Here is a 15,100-nt window from a genome sequence, read left to right as displayed (position 1 = left end):
ACCATGTCCGTCACGCCGAACAACGACCGTCCGGAACTGCTGAAGGCCATCGAGGAGATCGCCGCGGCCGACGCCTGGGCCGGGGTCCTGGTGCGGGTGAACGACGAGCGGGGCGAATGGACCGGCGCCGCCGGCGTACGAAAGCTCGGCGAGAGCGCCGCCCCGCAGGCCGACGGACACTTCCGGATCGGCAGCAACACCAAGACCTTCACCGCGACCCTCGTCCTCCAGCTGGTCGCCGACGGACGGATAGCCCTCGACGGCACCGTCGACGACCACCTCCCCGAGTACGGGCTCGACCGCCGCATCACCGTCCGGATGCTGCTCCAGCACACCAGCGGCCTCTTCAACTTCACCGGCGAGTACTACGAGGACGGCACCATCGCCCCGGGCATCGACTGGCAGGGCCAGGAGTGGGTGGACAAGCTCCTCCACACCTACCGGCCCGAGGAACTCGTCCGCTTCGCCCTCGCCAGGCCCGCCCGCTTCGAGCCGGGCACGGACTGGAGCTACGCCAACACCAACTACGTCCTGCTGCGGCTCCTGGTCGAGAAGGTCGTCGGCCGCCCCTTCGCCGAGGAGATGCGGGAGCGGCTCCTGACGCCGCTGGGCCTCACCGGCACCTTCCTCCCGGAATCCTCGCCCGAGATCGCCGAGCCGCACGCCCACGGCTACTACACCTACCAGGACGGCGAGGAGTGGAAGACGGCCGACGTCACCCGCGCCAACCCCTCCTGGATCTCCGCCGCCGGCGACATGATCTCCACCACCAAGGACCTGCACACCTTCTTCTCCGCCCTGATGAGCGGCGAGCTCCTGCCCGCCGACCTCCTCGACCAGATGCGCGACCCGCACACCAAGTTCGCCTACGGCCTCGGCCTGATCGTCCAGGAGACCGAGCACGGCACGCTCTACACCCACAACGGCGGCTTCTGGGGCTGGGGCGCCCTGATGTACAGCTCGCCGGACGGCAGGACGACGCTGACCGCCTCGCTCACCTCCAGCGACGCCCGGCTCGACCTCATGAAGGCGGCGGAAGCCTTCACCAAGGTCCAGGGCACGCTCATCGACGCGGTGTTCGGCGCCTGAACGCCGGGAAAAGCAGGTGCGGCGGCCCTCAGGGGCCGCCTAGCTTGATCCGGATGAGCAGCGACTATCCATTCGCGGACGGGTACAACCTCGTCTGGGACCTGACCGGATTCGGTGACGCGGACGAAGAGATAGTCGAGTCCGTGTCCCTCACCCGGGACCAGTTCCTCGAGATCCGGCACCTGTTCGTGCTGGGCGACGACCCCTGGATGGTGAGCGGCGAATACCGCGTGGCGCCGAGCATCTGGGCGCACGTACGCAGCGCCGTGCCGGGTGTCCGCTTCCACCGCGATGCCGACTACTTCCTCGGCGCCCGTCAGGCCCTGCCTGACGGGCGCTTCTGGCGTCCGGCCCCTGGCGTGGCGGCGCCCGGCCCGATCCCGCCGCCTTAGCCCAGATATGGCGCACGAGAGGGCATATCGCGGTTAATCCACTGCTTCTGATGAAGATGACGGCGTATCAGTTTGGTCGGCCCCGATCTGATCAAGAAGCCGATCGATATCCGTTCAGAGCAAAGGTGGTTTCCGAATGACCAGTGACCAGACTCCCTCGGTCACCGAAGCGACGCTCACCGACATCGCCACCAACGGCATCTGGGGCCCGGGCCACAGCGTCAGCGAGGCCGTCGTCGACGTGTCCCGGGCGCTGCTCGCCTCCCTCCAGGGCGAGGAGGGCGTCGAACTCCCGGCGGAGCTCTCGGAACTGGTGGCCGCGGTACGGCGGATCGCCACGATCTCCCTGCCCCGTATCACCGCGCACGACGGTGTCCGGCTGTCGGCGTTCAGCATCAAGCTGAAGGACGCCGCCCCGCACCCCGTGGTGATCGTGCCCGCCGGCTGGAACCCCTACGGCTGGCTGCCCTTCCTCTACGCCTACCTCAAGCTGGCGCAGCGCGGCTACCACGTGCTCGCCTACTCCCCGCGCGGCATCGGCATCAAGGGCTGGCTGTCGACGTCCGAGGGCTTCGTCAACGTGGCCGGGCCCGACGACTGGGCCGACGGTTCGTCTGTGATCGACTACGCATACGAGGCCCTCGAACCCAGCCGGGTCGGCTTCCTCGGCGAGTCCTACGGCTCCGGGATCAGCCAGCTGGTCGCCGCGCACGACCCGGCCGGCCGCGTCGACGCCGTGGTCGCGCTGAGCACCTGGGGCAACCTCGCCACCAGCCTGTACGACAACGGAACCAGGCACCTGGCGGCCGTGGAGGCCTTGATCGCCTTCACCGGCGGCCCGCTGGAGGAGAAGTTCGACGAGGGCTCCCAGCAGCTCCTCAAGGACTTCCTGAGCGGCCGGAACCTCGACGCGGTGGTCGAGTGGGGCACCGAACGCTCCCCGGAGACCTACGTCGACCAGACGAACGCGCGGGGCATCCCGACGTTCATCTCGAACACCTGGCACGAGACGCTGTTCCCGGTCAACCCCGTGCTCGACCTCTTCGAGCGGCTCACCGTGCCGAAGCGGCTGAACCTGTGGATCGGCGACCACGGCGCCCCCGAGGGCCCCGGCCTGGCCGGGCTGGTGACCGGCCTGCCGTTCCCCGGGCTGGCGGAGCCGACGCTGGAGGCCTACGCGTGGCTGGACCACCACCTGCTCGGCGCCGCCAACGACGTGCCGAACTGGCAGCCCGTGAAGAGCCAGAGCATGTTCACCTACAAGACGATCGCGATCCCGGGCGGCACCAACCTGATCACCGTCCCGGCGCACCGCGAGACGTACGACTCCTGGTCCGAGGCCACCACCGGCAGCGAGTCGTGGTACCTCAGCGGTACCGGCGGCTCCGGTGACGGCGCGCTGACCGACAAGCCGACCTCCGGGTGGTCGCGGGACTTCGAGGCCGGCGCCCTGACCTCCTCCCGCGCGGGCGAACTGCTCAAGACCGGGCAGCGGGAGTGGTTCGGCAACCCCAACGAGTACAAGCTCGCGGACTTCGAGCGCGCTCAGCTGCTGGTCTGGTCGACCGACCCGCTGACCGGCCCCGGTGAGGTGGCCCGCCGGATCCGGGGCACCGCCACCGTGCGGCTGTCGGTGCGCAGCGGCGTCGCCGCCGCCACCGTGATCGCGTACCTGTACGACGTCGCCCCGGACGGCACCGCCCGGATCATCACCCACGAGCCGTACACGGCCACCGGCCTGACCCCGAACGCTGAGACCACCCTCACCTGGTCCCTCCAGGCCGCGTCCTACGACCTGCCGGCCGGGCACCGCCTCGCCCTGGTGGTCAACAGCCGCGACCCGCTGTACTCCTACGCGGGCTCGGACCTCCCGGCCCTCACCACCACCACGGTCGGCTCCGTGAGCGGGAGCGAGGCCCGGCTGGAACTGCCGCTGAGCTGAAACGCGCGTGCGGGAGCCCGCCGCTCGGCGAGCGGCGGGCTGCTGTACGGGCCTAGGCGGTGACACCGCCGAGGAACGCGGTCCAGGTGGCGGGGCTGACCGCGAGCTCGGGGCTGGTGCTGAGCTTCGAGTCCCGGACGTGGACGGTGTCGGCGCAGGTGGCGACCTCGACGCAGTCGTCACCCTGGCTGCTGCTGTACGACGACTTGTGCCAGGAGAGGGCGACCTCGACGCAATTGTCGCCATCCCCGCTGCTGTAGCTGCTCTTGAACCACCGGAGCTGGGAGCTGTTCACAGGGATCCTCGCATTCGCATCAACAGGCCCGTGCTGTCCGCAGGGTTGAGGGCCTGGATGCGAAGCTTCGCATACTGCTGGTGGAAGGCGCTTACCGCTTTCGGGTCGGAGATGACATGGCCCGCCTTTGGGCCTTCGGTGTAGCCCCACCACTGGTGCTCCTCGGATTCGAGGAGACGAAAGGGGCCGTCGGTGCCGGCATGTTCCGGGCTGACGGTCGGCATGAACTGGATGTCCACATTCGGCAGCTGCGCGCATCGCAGTAAGTGGTCGATCAGCTCGCGGGTTACCTCTGGTCCACCTGTCTGCCGCTCGATGACCGTCTGTTCGATGATGAAGCTGAGGCTGGTGTACGGGGTGCGCGTCAGCACCTTCTGTCGGTTCAGGCGAAGCGTGATCCGGTCCTCGGCCTCCTGTGCCGTGGGCCGGGGTGGGACGTTCTCGATCTGTGCCCGCGCGTAGGCCTCGGTCTGCAGCAGCCCAGGAATCGACCTGCACTCGTACGTATTGAGCGCGATGGCCGTCTCCTCCAGCTCAGCCCACTGCCGGAACCATGAGGCGAGTCCCCGCCTGCGCGTCAGCTGTTTCGCCGCGATCTGGATCACCCCGAAGGCGTCCAGCACCTCCTCCGCCTTGTTCACCAACTTCGCGGACGGATGTCGTCGGCCCTGCTCTACGGACGCCACGTACTGCACCGAGTAGCCGACCTTCGGCCCGAACTGCTCCTGGGTCAGGCCGGCGCGTTTGCGCGATGCCTTGAGCACTTCACCGAAGTTCCGCAGGTCGGGATCCGGCTCCACCTGGTTGTCACCGCTGCTGCCCTCGCCAGCCGTCATCACGGTCACCTCCCGACCAATCATGCTCACGGTCGGTGACTGCGCCTGTCCAGACACTGGACTACTACTCTTTAACAGTAGTAGTCCGTTTGCTTGGAACTCCCCAGCCCACACGGGACGTTCTAGCCATGACGGCAACCTCGGGCCACCCCCAGGCCTTCGTACGCGTGTTCACTCAGCGTTTCAGCTGCACCCCCCGCGGCGCCCGCCTCGCCCGGCAGCTGGCCCTCGTCTCCCTCCACGACTGGGGCGTCCCCGAAGGCACCGGGCTCTCCGCCGACGCCGGGCTCCTCGTCGCGGAGCTCGCCTCCAATGCCGCCACCCACGGCCGCGTCCTCGGGCGGGACTTCGAGCTGCGGATGACGCTGCTGGAGGGCGTGCTCCGGCTGGAGGTGTCCGACCCGCGCAGGGACCGGCGGCCCGCCGTGCGGCCCCACGCGTACCAGGCGGAGTCCGGGTACGGGCTGCGCATCGTGGACGCCCTCGCGACCGACTGGGGGGTGATGGACCGGATCATCGGCAAGACCGTCTGGGCCGAGCTGGCCCACCGCCCGGCCCCGTAGGGGCGTTGTCACCGCAGGCGGCTACCTTGCTCGGGCACATGCAAGGGCGCGGGAGCAGGGAGCGGTCATGGTCGTCGAGGTGGGGTACGCGCAGGCGTGGGACCCGGAGTCCCGTACCGCGTGGCGGCCGCTGTCCGTCGGGGAGGCTCGGGAGCGGGACGCGGCCGGGCTGCCGTACGTGGTCGTGTACCGGACGGCGGGCCGGGAGGCGCCGCTGGAGGTCCGGCTCGTCTCCTGGCGGGACCACCACGTCGGGCTGTGGGTCTACGACGACCAGGGGCGCCGCACCAACGACCTGGACATGCGGCTGCTGGACGACCCGGCGCGGCTGTTCCACCGGTACGCCGTCGCCTGGAGGTACCCGGGCCCGGAGACCGCGGAGTTCGACCCGAAGTGCCCCCGCATCATCCTGGACCTCTTCCCGGACGGGAGGGGCCTGCGGAAGGAGGAGCCCCGGGGGTACTCCACCGTGGCGGGCCTCACCGAGGAGCAGCGGTGGATGGACCGGCCGGCCTTCGGGGAGTGGCCGTTGCTCTCTGCGACGGTGCACGGGCTCACGGAGCCGCCGGTCTTCGAGGCGGCCGAGGTCCCCGCGGGCGAAGCCGGGGAGGCTCCCGCCGGCTGCTGGCGGGCGCCGCGTCCCGCGCGGCCCGGGCCGATCGGCGAGCTGTTCCGGCCCGGCGTGCGGGTCACCGACGGGTACCACCCCGAGCAGACGGTCGTGGAGCCGCGCCGGGTGGGCACCCTGCGCGTGCCGAGCGGGCTGCTGGCGGTGGCGGGCCCGGACAACGTCGACGACGAGCCGGCGATCACCGTTCCCGTGCCGCCAGGGGAGTACGTCCTCGACGAAGCGCGGGTCGAGTACGCCTACCACTGCGAGTGGCGGGACGCCCGGGTCGAGACCACGTCCCCGACCGCCGTCCGGCTGCTCCTCGGCGAGACCCCCGCCGCGTCCTGGGAGATGGCCCTCGGCGCGGACGACGACCTCCGGATCTTCATCGAGGACCAGATAGCCGGGTTCAGCACGGACGGCGCCACGGGCTGCTTCGCCGACGCCGGGTCCTTCGGGTCGCTCATCTCGCTCTTCGAGCGGGGGCTCATCAAGGGGGAACCGGACCTCGACGGGTACGAGGACCTCGAAGACGGATCGATGTTCATCCACCGCACCAGGGACACGGCCACCGGTGGCGAGCTGATGGCCTTCGCGACGACCGGGGACGGCACCTACCCCGTCTGGCTGGGCCGTTCCGAGGCGGGCGAGCTGGTCAGCGTGGTGGTGCTGGTCGACGGCACACCCGAGGTCCTCCCGGAGCGGGACGGGGACAGAGCCGGTGCCTGACACGGCGTACGTGACGTACGAGGAGTCCTGGCACGCGGGGACCCGTACCGGCGGGCGGGAGCTGTCCGCCGACGAGGCGCGGGCCCGGGACGCGCAGGGGCTGCCGTACGCGGTGGTGTACCGCGCCCCGGGCCGTGAAGTGCCGCTCGGGGTGCGGATGGTGGCGTGGCGGGCCGGGACCGTCGACGCCTGGGCGTACGACGAGTTCGGCCGCCGGAGCGCCGAGGCGGAGCTGCGGATGCGGGACGACGAGGGGCGGCTGCTGGTGCGGCGGCTGCTCGTGCGGCGGTTCCCGGACGCGCGGACGGCGGAGTCCGACCCGGACTGCCCCCGTACGGCGGTGGAGCTGTCGGCCGACGGCACGGCGCGGATCTCGCACCAGCCCGGCGGGATGCGGGGGGACTCCCTGGAGGCCGAGGTGGCGGTGGCCGAGGCGGACCTGTGGGCGGTGCGGCCGGGCTTCGACGACTGGGCGGGGCTGCCCGTCGCGGACGCGCTCCCGGAGTGGGTCGGTGCGCTGCCCGGCGCGGAGGCGGCCGGCTGGCGGCGGGAGCCGTCGCGGCTGCGCGGGCCCGCCGACTTCGACCGGGTGTTCCGGGCCGGGACGGAGATACCAGGGCTGCATGTGCTCGATCCGATGCCGTGCGGGAGCGTGCGCGTGCCGAGCGGGGTGCTGGCGGTGGCCTGCCCGGACACGGGGGAGGGGCTGTCCCGGATCACGGTGGACGTGCCGCCGGGCACGTACCCGCTGGAGGCGGCCTGGGTCCATGTGGCGGAGAAGCACTGGGGGTCGTACGAGGACGTGGCGGCCGTCCGGCTGCGGATCGGCGACGACCCCGTGGCGGCCTGGGAGATGGCGCTCGGGCCCGGTGACGACACGCTGCGGCTCCGCGAGGGCGAGGCCTTCGGGTTCGGTACGGACGCGGCCACCGGTGCCTTCGGCGATGCCGAGGCCTGGCCGGAGCTGTGCGACCTGCTGGGGCGGGCGAGGCGGCAGGGGTCCTGGGAGCACGACCGGCTCTCCGACTCCCTCGTCGGCATGAACCTGGACGGCGGGAGCCTCGGCGCGGACCTGGCGCTGTTCTGCACGGGCGGCGACGGCGTCTACCCGGTGTGGGTGGGGCGGTCGGCGTCCGGCGAGGTCGTACGGGTGGCCGTGCAGACGGCGTACGAGCTGGACCTCGAAGCGTGAACGGGCCGCCGCCGGGAAGCGGCGGCGGCCCGCGTGCGCTACGACTTCGGGAGGGCCGGGAGGGAGGGCAGCTTGCCCGGCTCGCTCTTCTGGAAGGTGTCCTGGCCGGCGCCCTCCCACGTGACCTTCAGGGTGGTCGCGTCGACCGAGTCGACCTTGCCCTTCGAACGGGTCGCGCCCGCCGGGCACTTCAGGTCGAGGGACGAGCCGCTCGCGGTGCCCTCGCAGGTCAGGCCGGTGGCGGCCTCGACGACGAACGCCTTCTGGCCCTTGACGGTGAGCACCACGCCCTTGCCCGGGGTCTGCATGGAGATCCAGCCGCCGTCCAGGCTGCCCGCGGCCGGCGCGCCGCCGCCCGCGCTGGGCGTGGCGGCCGGGGCGGAGGCGGCCGGCGGGGCGGAGGCGGTGTCCGGCTTCTTGGTGTCGGCCGGCTTGCTGTCGCTGCCGCAGGCGGTCAGGGTGAGCAGGGCCGCGACTCCGGCTGCGGCGGCGACGGAGATACGCAGTTTGCTGTGCACGGGAAGTCCCCCAGGGGCGAGTCGAACGAAAGACGGGCCAAGTTAGCAGCCGTCCGGGCAGGCGGCGGCCACCCGCAGACACGCCGGGGCGGGGTGGTCCGGTTCCGTCAGAGGTACTGGGCGAAGTCGTCCAGGGCGCGCAGGACTTCCGCCTCCCGGGCGGAGGGGAGCTGGAGGACGACCTCCTCGATGCCCAGTTCGGCGTAGTGCCCGAGCTTCCCGGGGTTCGGCTGGACGGCGTACGGGACCACCTGGAGGGACTTGGGGTCGCGCCCGGCGTCCTCCCAGACCCGGCGGAGTACGGGCACGGACTCGGTGAGGCCGCGGCCGCCGATGGGGAGCCAGCCGTCGGCGTGGTCGGCGATCGCGGCGAACAGCTTCGGGCCGGCCGCCCCGCCGATCAGGGTGCGCGGTCCGTACAGCGGCTTCCCGGGGGCGAGTTCGCGCGGGGCCTGCATCGGCTTCGGGTGGGCGGAGCTGGCGCGGACGGAGCCGTACGGGCCCTCGTACGCGGTCGGCTCCGGCGCCCACAGGGCGCGCATCAGGGCCATGTGGTCCCGGACGCGTTCGCGGCGGGTGCGCCAGTCGACGCCGTGGTCGGCGGCCTCCTCGACGTTCCAGCCGTAGCCGATGCCGAGGGTGAGGCGGCCGCCGCTGAGGTGGTCGACGGTCGCGACCTGCTTGGCCAGGCCGATCGGATCGTGCTGGGCGACGAGGGTGATGCCGGTGCCGAGGTGGAGGCGCTCGGTGACGGCGGCGGCCTGGCCGAGGGCGACGAAGGGGTCGAGGGTGCGGCCGTACTGGTCGGGGAGTTCGCCGCCCATGGGGGCGTCGGTGTCCCGGCTGACGGGGATGTGGGTGTGCTCGGGGAGGTAGAGGCCGGAGAAGCCGCGCTGCTCCAGGGCGCGGGCGAGGCGGGTGGGGGAGACGGTGCGGTCGGTGAGGAAGATGGTCGTGGCGATCCGCATGGGCGAGGGCACCTCCGAGACGTCGGGAGGGCCAAGGTACGGGCTCGGGCGCGAGGACGGCAGGGCGTACGGGGACTGCTCCTCGGCGCGTCGGCTCAGGCGCGGGGGTAGCGGGTCAGCCACGGGGAGGCGGTGACGGCCGGGCCGTGCAGGGACGGGCCCTGGGTCAGCTCCAGGGCGAGGTCGTCGGCCAGTTGCAGCAGGAGGGCCCGGCCCTCCAGTTCGGCCAGCCCGGCGGCCGGGAGGGCCGTCTCGCCGTGCAGGGCGCCGAGGAGGGCCCCGCACAGGGGGCCGGCGTGGCCGGCGGCGGCCAGGCGCAGGCCGTGCGGGACGTCCTCGGCGACCAGCGCGCAGTAGACGGCGGCGGCGAGGGTGTCCTCGGCGGTGCGGCTGGTGCCGGTGGCGAGGGCTTCGACGGCGCCGGGGCCGGGCTCGCCGCCGGTGACTGCGGTGAGGGCGCGGTGCAGGGCGTCGGTGACGGGTTCGTGGCCGGGGCGGGCGGTGAGCAGGGCGAGGGCGCGCCGGACGGCGGTGTCGAGGGAGACGCCCCGGGCCAGGCCGTGCACGATCACGGCGAAGGCCCCGGCGGACAGGTACGCGGCGGGGTGGCCGTGGCTCTGGACGGCGCACTCGACCGCGAGGTGGAGGACCAGGGCGGGCTCCCAGCCGACCAGCAGCCCGAACGGGGCCGAGCGTTCGGTGGCGGCCGCGTCCCGGGCGGTGGGGTTCTTCGGCCGGTCGAGGGTGGCGGGGGTGTCGTCGCCGAAGCCGGTCAGGCAGGCCCGCCCGGGGTCGCGGCGGGCGTAGGGCCACTCCTCGTTGCCGAGCCAGCCGTTGTCCTCGCGGCGCTCGTCGGGGCCCCAGTCGTGCTGGGTGGCGTACCAGCGGCGGTAGGCGCGGTGGACGTCGGTCGGCGGGTGCCAGGTGCCGGTGTCGCGGCGCACGTGGGCCCGTATCAGGCCGTCGACGGTGAACATGGTCAGCTGCGTGGCGGCGGTGACGGCCCCCCGGCGGCCGTACCCGTCCCCGAGCGCACCCCCGAGCAGCACCCCGCGCACCCGGCTCCGGAAGTCCTGCTGCTCCCCCCGCCCCCACAACACGGCCCCGCCGGGCCGGCCGCCCGCGCCGGCTTCTGCGGCGCCGCCGCCCGCGCCGGAGCCGGCGCCGCCCCCCGCGCCCGCGCCCGCGGCGGCTTCCGCGGTCCGGGCGCCCGCGCCGGCGGAGGCGGCTGCCGCGGGCGCGGGGGCCGTGGCCCCGGTGTGCCCGGCGCTCGCACCCCCGGAGGGCTGGGCGGCCGCCGCGATGCCGGCTGCCGCGCGGGCCGCCCGGGCGGCGATGCCCGGGCCGGCGGGGACGACCCGCAGTACGGCCGTGTCCCCCGCGGAGTTCCCCGCATCGCCGGCGGAGCCACCGGTGTTCGTCGCCGTCGTCGTGTCCATGCCGTCCCCCCAGGCTCAGGACGCGCACTGTAGTGGACGGGTTCGGCCGTGTTCGGGAGCGCTCTGGCGGGTCGCCCGTAACTGACCGGAGAACGGCCGGAATGCGAGCCGTTCCGGCCACGGCCGGCGGGGACCGCGCGGCGGCGGGCCCCGCCGCGCGGTCACTCCAGGACGGGCAGCAGCTCCGGCAGGTGGCCGTCCGAGGCGCGCGCCGCGTCCTGGCGCTCCTGCGGGACCTCCCCGTACAGGGTCGTGCGCGGCTTCGCCGGCCGGCCCGCCGCCTCCGCCACCGCGACCAGGTCCTGGACCGACTTGTACGAGCCGTAGCTCGACCCCGCCATGCGGGAGATGGTCTCCTCCATCAGCGTGCCGCCCAGGTCGTTGGCCCCGGAGCGGAGCATCTCCGCCGCGCCCTCCGCGCCCAGCTTCACCCAGCTCGTCTGGATGTTGGGGATGTGCGGGTGCAGCAGCAGCCGCGCCATCGCCGTGACCGCCCGGTTGTCGCGGACCGTCGGACCCGGCCGGGCGATGCCCGCCAGGTAGACGGGGGCGTTGGTGTGGATGAAGGGCAGCGTCACGAACTCCGTGAAGCCACCGGTCTCCTGCTGGATGCGGGACAGGGTGCGGAAGTGGCCGAGCCAGTGCCGGGGCTGGTCCACGTGGCCGTACATCATGGTGGACGAGGAGCGGATGCCCAGCTCGTGCGCCGTCGTGACGACCTCGATCCAGTCGGCCGTGGGCAGCTTGCCCTTGGTCAGCACCCAGCGGACCTCGTCGTCCAGGATCTCCGCCGCCGTGCCCGGGATCGAGTCCAGCCCGGCCTCCTTGGCGGCCGTCAGCCAGTCCCGTACGGACATCCCGGTGCGGGTGGCGCCGTTGACGACCTCCATCGGGGAGAAGGCGTGCACGTGCATGCCCGGGACCCGTGCCTTCACGGCCCGCGCGATGTCGAAGTACGCCGTCCCCGGCAGGTCCGGGTGGATGCCGCCCTGCATGCACACCTCGACGGCGCCGACGTCCCAGGCCTGGGCCGCGCGGTCGGCGACCTGCTCCAGGGACAGGGTGTAGGCGTCGGCGTCCGTGCGGCGCTGCGCGAAGGCGCAGAAGCGGCAGCCGGTGTAGCAGACGTTGGTGAAGTTGATGTTCCGCGTGACGACGTACGTGACGTCCTCGCCCACCACCGAGCGGCGCAGGTCGTCCGCGATCCGGCACAGCGCGTCCAGCGCCGGGCCGTCCGCGTGCAGCAGGGCCAGCGCCTGCCCGTCGCTGAGCCCCTCCGGGTCGTCGGCGGCCTGCGCGAGGGCGGCCCGTACGTCGGTGTCGATGCGTTCGGGCACCATGCCGGGCGCCGCGGCCTCGCGCAGGGCCTCCCAGTCGCCGTACACCTCGTCGAAGTCCTCGCGGCGGTCGCCGGTGCGGCCCTCGGAGTCGATCGCGGTGTGCAGGTCGGTGCGCCCGTAGGAGGCGAAGGAGTCGTCCGGCTCCTGCCACGGGTGCCCGACGACGGCCGCGTCCGGGTTCGCGAGCCCGGTCTCCGGGTCGGCGAGGGCCCGTACGTGGGGCAGCAGGCGGGGGTCCAGCCACGGCTCGCCCCGCTGCACGAACTCCGGGTACACGCAGAGCCGTTCGCGGAGCTCGAAGCCGGCGGCGGCCGACCGCTCGGCCAGCAGGTCGATCTGGGGCCAGGGCCGCTCGGGGTTGACGTGGTCCGGGGTGAGCGGGGAGACGCCGCCCCAGTCGTCGATGCCGGCGCCGATGAGGCGGGCGTACTCGCCGTCGACCAGGTTGGGAGGGGCCTGGAGGCAGGCCGAGGGGCCCATGATGTGGCGGGCCACGGCGATCGTGGCGACGAGGTCGTCCAGCTCGGCGTCCGGCATCCCGCGCATGGCCGTGTCCGGCTTCGCGCGGAAGTTCTGGATGATCAGCTCCTGGACGCCGTGGTAGGCCCGGGAGATCCGGCGCAGCGCGAACAGCGACTCGGCGCGCTCCTCGTACGTCTCGCCGATGCCGATCAGCAGCCCGGAGGTGAAGGGGACCGAGGAGCGCCCGGCGTCCTCCAGGACGCGCAGCCGGACGGCCGGCTCCTTGTCGGGGGAGCCGTGGTGCGGGCCGCCGGGCTCCGACCACAGGCGGGTGGCGGTGGTCTCCAGCATCATCCCCATGGAGGGGGCGACGGGCTTGAGGCGCTGGAAGTCCGACCAGGACATCACGCCGGGGTTGAGGTGGGGCAGCAGCCCGGTCTCCTCCAGGATGCGGATGGAGATGGCCCGCACGTAGGAGATGGTGTCGTCGTAGCCGTGCGCCTCCAGCCACTCGCGGGCCTCGGGCCAGCGGTCCTCGGGCTTGTCCCCGAGGGTGATGAGGGCTTCCTTGCAGCCGAGGGCGGCGCCGCGGCGGGCGATGTCGAGGACCTCGTCCGGGGACATGTACATCCCGTGGCCGGCGCGGCGCAGCTTGCCGGGGACGGTGGCGAAGGTGCAGTAGTGGCACTTGTCGCGGCAGAGGCGGGTGAGGGGGATGAACACGCTCTTCGAGTACGTGATCACGCCCGGCCGGCCGGCGGCCGCCAGGCCCGCGTCGCGGACCCGGGCGGCGGAGGCGGTCAGGTCTTCCAGGGCCGCGCCGCGGGCCTGGAGGAGGACGGCCGCCTCGGCAGCGTCGAGCGCGACGCCGTCGCGGGCTCGCCGCAGCGCACGGCGCATCGCGTTGTCGGTCGGGGCGTCACTCGCAGTGGTCATGTGGCGAGCATACGATCCGTCCGGATTCCGGTGGAGGGCGTCATCGCATCAGCTCACCGGCGTTGACCAGCAGGGACTGGCCGGTTATCGCCCGCGCCCGGTCGGAGGCGAGGAAGACCGCCGCGTCGGCGACGTCCCCGTCGGTGGCGAGGTCGGGCAGGGCCATCCGGTCGGCGAGGCGCTGGTGGACCTCGGCCTCGGGGACGCCCTCGGTGTGGGCGGTGAAGGTGACGAAGGCCTGCACGGGCGGGCCCCACATCCAGCCGGGCAGCACGGTGTTGACGCGGATCCGGTGCGGGCCGAGTTCCCGGGCCAGGGAGTACATGGCGGAGGTCAGGGCGCCCTTGGAGGCGGCGTAGGCGGCCTGGCGGACCTCGTTGGGGGCGGCCACGGCGGACTGGGTGCCGATGAAGACGACGGAGCCGCCGCCGGCCTTGAGGGCGGGCAGGCAGGCGCGGGTCATGCGCAGGCTGCCGAGGAGGTTGACGTCGATGATCTGCTGCCAGGTCCCGAAGTCGGCGTCCTCCAGGCCGCCGAAGTAGGAGTCCCAGGCGGCGACGTGGACGACGGCGTCGATGCGGCCGAAGCGCTCCAGGGCGAGGGCGGCGAGGGCCTCGCACTGCCGCTCGTCGCCGATGTCGGTGGGCAGGTGGGCGGTGTGGGTGCCGTCGGGGTCGATCTCGGCGGCGGACTTGGCCAGGTTGGCCTCGGTGCGGGCGCCGAGGACGGCGTTGCCGCCGTCGCGGACCACGGCGGCGGCCACCTGGTGGCCGAGCCCGGCCCCCACACCGGAGACGACGACGGTCTTCCCTCGCAGCAGCATCACGCGCCCCCTGGCGGTCCGGCTCGGATCAAAGGATCTGACGGGCCGTCAGGGTAGGGGTGCGGGGCGCCGGTGTGAAGGGGTGCGGGGCGGTGCGGGCCCGGGGCCGGGCGCGGCGGGGCTCAGCGGCGGCCGCTCACGTCCAGGAAGATGTTCACGGCGACCCAGGTGGCCCAGAGCAGCGGGATGATCGCCACGTAGGCGAGCGGCCGTGCGTGCACCGGCGGACCCTCCTCCAGCGGCTGCCGGCCCGGCGCGGGCGTGGGGTGGGGGAGCTTCGCGTACTTCATCGCCGCGAACAGGTTCCACAGCAGGGTGAACGGCGTGAAGATCACCAGGGAGATCGGGCTCCACCAGCCCTGGCACAGGGTCTTGGTGGTCATGGTGCGGATCAGAGACCGGCCGCACTGGCGGCAGAAGGGGCCGTTGAGGGTGTGGAACCGCATCAGGATCAGTACGCCGACGTGCGCGCGCACCGCGAAGTTCGTCGTCTCCGCAGCCCCGCACTGGCGGCAGCCCGGCGCCTGGGCGTGCGGGTGCGGGTACGGGGCCGCGTACTGCGGGTGCTGCGGCTGCTGCGGGTAGCCCGGGGCGGGGTGGCCCGGCGCGGGGTGGCCGCCCGGCGCGGGGTAGCCGCCGGGGGCCGGCTGCCGGCCGTACGGGTTCTGCCCCGCGGCCGCCTGCTGGCCGTACGGGTTCGCGCCCGCCGGGGGCTGGCCGTACGGGTTCTGCCCGGCCGGGGCGCCGGGGTGCGGGCCCGGCGGGACGGGGGCTCCGGAGTAGGGGTTCGGCGGCGGAGTGCTCATGGAAGGGCCTTCGGGGTCGGCGGCGGCAGGCAGCGGCGCACCGGCGGGACCCCCGGACCGGTTCCGGTACCGCTACCGGCCGATTCCGTTTCCGCTTCCGGGCGTTCTCACGGAAGGTCCCACGGAAGAGAGGGGTGCCGAACACCAGTGCGCTCGACTG

At 73.1% G+C, this 15,100-nt stretch carries 14 protein-coding genes; 6 read left to right on the top strand and 8 right to left on the bottom strand.

Annotated features, from left to right (window positions below):
* Positions 1-3 precede the first annotated feature (3 nt).
* The 3 genes from ABD973_RS13335 (at position 4) to ABD973_RS13325 (ending at position 3,423) form a co-directional block, all read left to right on the top strand.
* Positions 4-1,089, top strand: coding sequence for a serine hydrolase domain-containing protein (locus ABD973_RS13335; protein WP_345500163.1), 1,086 nt, complete (start codon positions 4-6; stop codon positions 1,087-1,089).
* A 53-nt stretch (positions 1,090-1,142) separates the two neighbouring features.
* Positions 1,143-1,481, top strand: a complete 339-nt coding sequence (locus ABD973_RS13330) for a hypothetical protein (RefSeq protein ID WP_125822063.1) — start codon at positions 1,143-1,145, stop codon at positions 1,479-1,481.
* 136 nt (positions 1,482-1,617) lie between these two features.
* Positions 1,618-3,423: a CocE/NonD family hydrolase C-terminal non-catalytic domain-containing protein gene (locus ABD973_RS13325; protein ID WP_345500162.1), complete on the top strand. Its 1,806-nt coding sequence runs from the start codon at positions 1,618-1,620 to the stop codon at positions 3,421-3,423.
* Between the two features lie 52 nt (positions 3,424-3,475).
* Here the strand turns inward: ABD973_RS13325 and ABD973_RS13320 are convergent, their stop codons facing one another.
* Both ABD973_RS13320 and ABD973_RS13315 read right to left on the bottom strand, forming a co-directional pair.
* Positions 3,476-3,718 (bottom strand): DUF397 domain-containing protein, encoded by a 243-nt coding sequence (locus tag ABD973_RS13320; protein ID WP_345500161.1) that lies wholly within the window; start codon positions 3,716-3,718, stop codon positions 3,476-3,478.
* The gene (locus ABD973_RS13315) at positions 3,715-4,554 is read right to left on the bottom strand and encodes a helix-turn-helix domain-containing protein (RefSeq protein ID WP_345504575.1); all 840 of its coding nucleotides are present in this window, start codon (positions 4,552-4,554) and stop codon (positions 3,715-3,717) included. The genes ABD973_RS13320 and ABD973_RS13315 overlap by 4 nt, the downstream gene beginning before the upstream one ends.
* A 128-nt stretch (positions 4,555-4,682) precedes the next feature.
* Here ABD973_RS13315 and ABD973_RS13310 point away from each other — a divergent pair, with 128 nt between their 5' ends.
* The 3 genes from ABD973_RS13310 to ABD973_RS13300 all read left to right on the top strand — a co-directional run bounded on the left by ABD973_RS13310 (position 4,683) and on the right by ABD973_RS13300 (position 7,648).
* Positions 4,683-5,117: an ATP-binding protein gene (locus ABD973_RS13310; RefSeq protein WP_125822066.1), complete on the top strand. Its 435-nt coding sequence runs from the start codon at positions 4,683-4,685 to the stop codon at positions 5,115-5,117.
* A gap of 67 nt (positions 5,118-5,184) precedes the next feature.
* Positions 5,185-6,456, top strand: coding sequence for a DUF4241 domain-containing protein (locus ABD973_RS13305; protein ID WP_345500160.1), 1,272 nt, complete (start codon positions 5,185-5,187; stop codon positions 6,454-6,456).
* Positions 6,449-7,648: a DUF4241 domain-containing protein gene (locus tag ABD973_RS13300; protein ID WP_345500159.1), complete on the top strand. Its 1,200-nt coding sequence runs from the start codon at positions 6,449-6,451 to the stop codon at positions 7,646-7,648. Before ABD973_RS13305 ends, ABD973_RS13300 begins: the two co-directional genes overlap by 8 nt.
* 38 nt (positions 7,649-7,686) lie before the next feature.
* On the opposite strand, the gene ABD973_RS13295 is transcribed toward ABD973_RS13300, so the two are convergent.
* The 6 genes from ABD973_RS13295 to ABD973_RS13270 all read right to left on the bottom strand — a co-directional run bounded on the left by ABD973_RS13295 (position 7,687) and on the right by ABD973_RS13270 (position 14,940).
* Entirely contained in the window at positions 7,687-8,166 is a 480-nt protein-coding gene (locus ABD973_RS13295) for a hypothetical protein (RefSeq protein ID WP_345500158.1), read from the bottom strand.
* A gap of 107 nt (positions 8,167-8,273) precedes the next feature.
* A complete protein-coding gene (locus ABD973_RS13290) occupies positions 8,274-9,134 on the bottom strand; it encodes a TIGR03619 family F420-dependent LLM class oxidoreductase (RefSeq protein ID WP_345500157.1) in 861 nt (286 codons plus the stop codon).
* A 95-nt stretch (positions 9,135-9,229) separates the two neighbouring features.
* The gene (locus ABD973_RS13285) at positions 9,230-10,231 is read right to left on the bottom strand and encodes an ADP-ribosylglycohydrolase family protein (RefSeq protein ID WP_345504573.1); all 1,002 of its coding nucleotides are present in this window, start codon (positions 10,229-10,231) and stop codon (positions 9,230-9,232) included.
* 503 nt (positions 10,232-10,734) lie between these two features.
* On the bottom strand, positions 10,735-13,311 hold the full coding sequence (locus ABD973_RS13280; RefSeq protein WP_345500156.1) for a bifunctional FO biosynthesis protein CofGH: 2,577 nt from the start codon (positions 13,309-13,311) through the stop codon (positions 10,735-10,737).
* Between the two features lie 40 nt (positions 13,312-13,351).
* Positions 13,352-14,134: an SDR family oxidoreductase gene (locus ABD973_RS13275; protein ID WP_185899771.1), complete on the bottom strand. Its 783-nt coding sequence runs from the start codon at positions 14,132-14,134 to the stop codon at positions 13,352-13,354.
* Between the two features lie 122 nt (positions 14,135-14,256).
* Positions 14,257-14,940 carry a hypothetical protein gene (locus tag ABD973_RS13270; protein ID WP_345500155.1) on the bottom strand — a complete coding sequence of 228 codons (684 nt, stop codon included), beginning with the start codon at positions 14,938-14,940 and terminating at the stop codon, positions 14,257-14,259.
* Between the last annotated feature and the right edge of the window lie 160 nt (positions 14,941-15,100).

Origin of the sequence: Streptomyces racemochromogenes (assembly GCF_039535215.1) — a bacterium.
GTDB lineage: Bacteria > Actinomycetota > Actinomycetes > Streptomycetales > Streptomycetaceae > Streptomyces > Streptomyces racemochromogenes.
The sequence above is the reverse complement of the archived record's forward strand: the minus strand, read 5'-3'. Positions and strand labels throughout refer to the sequence as shown.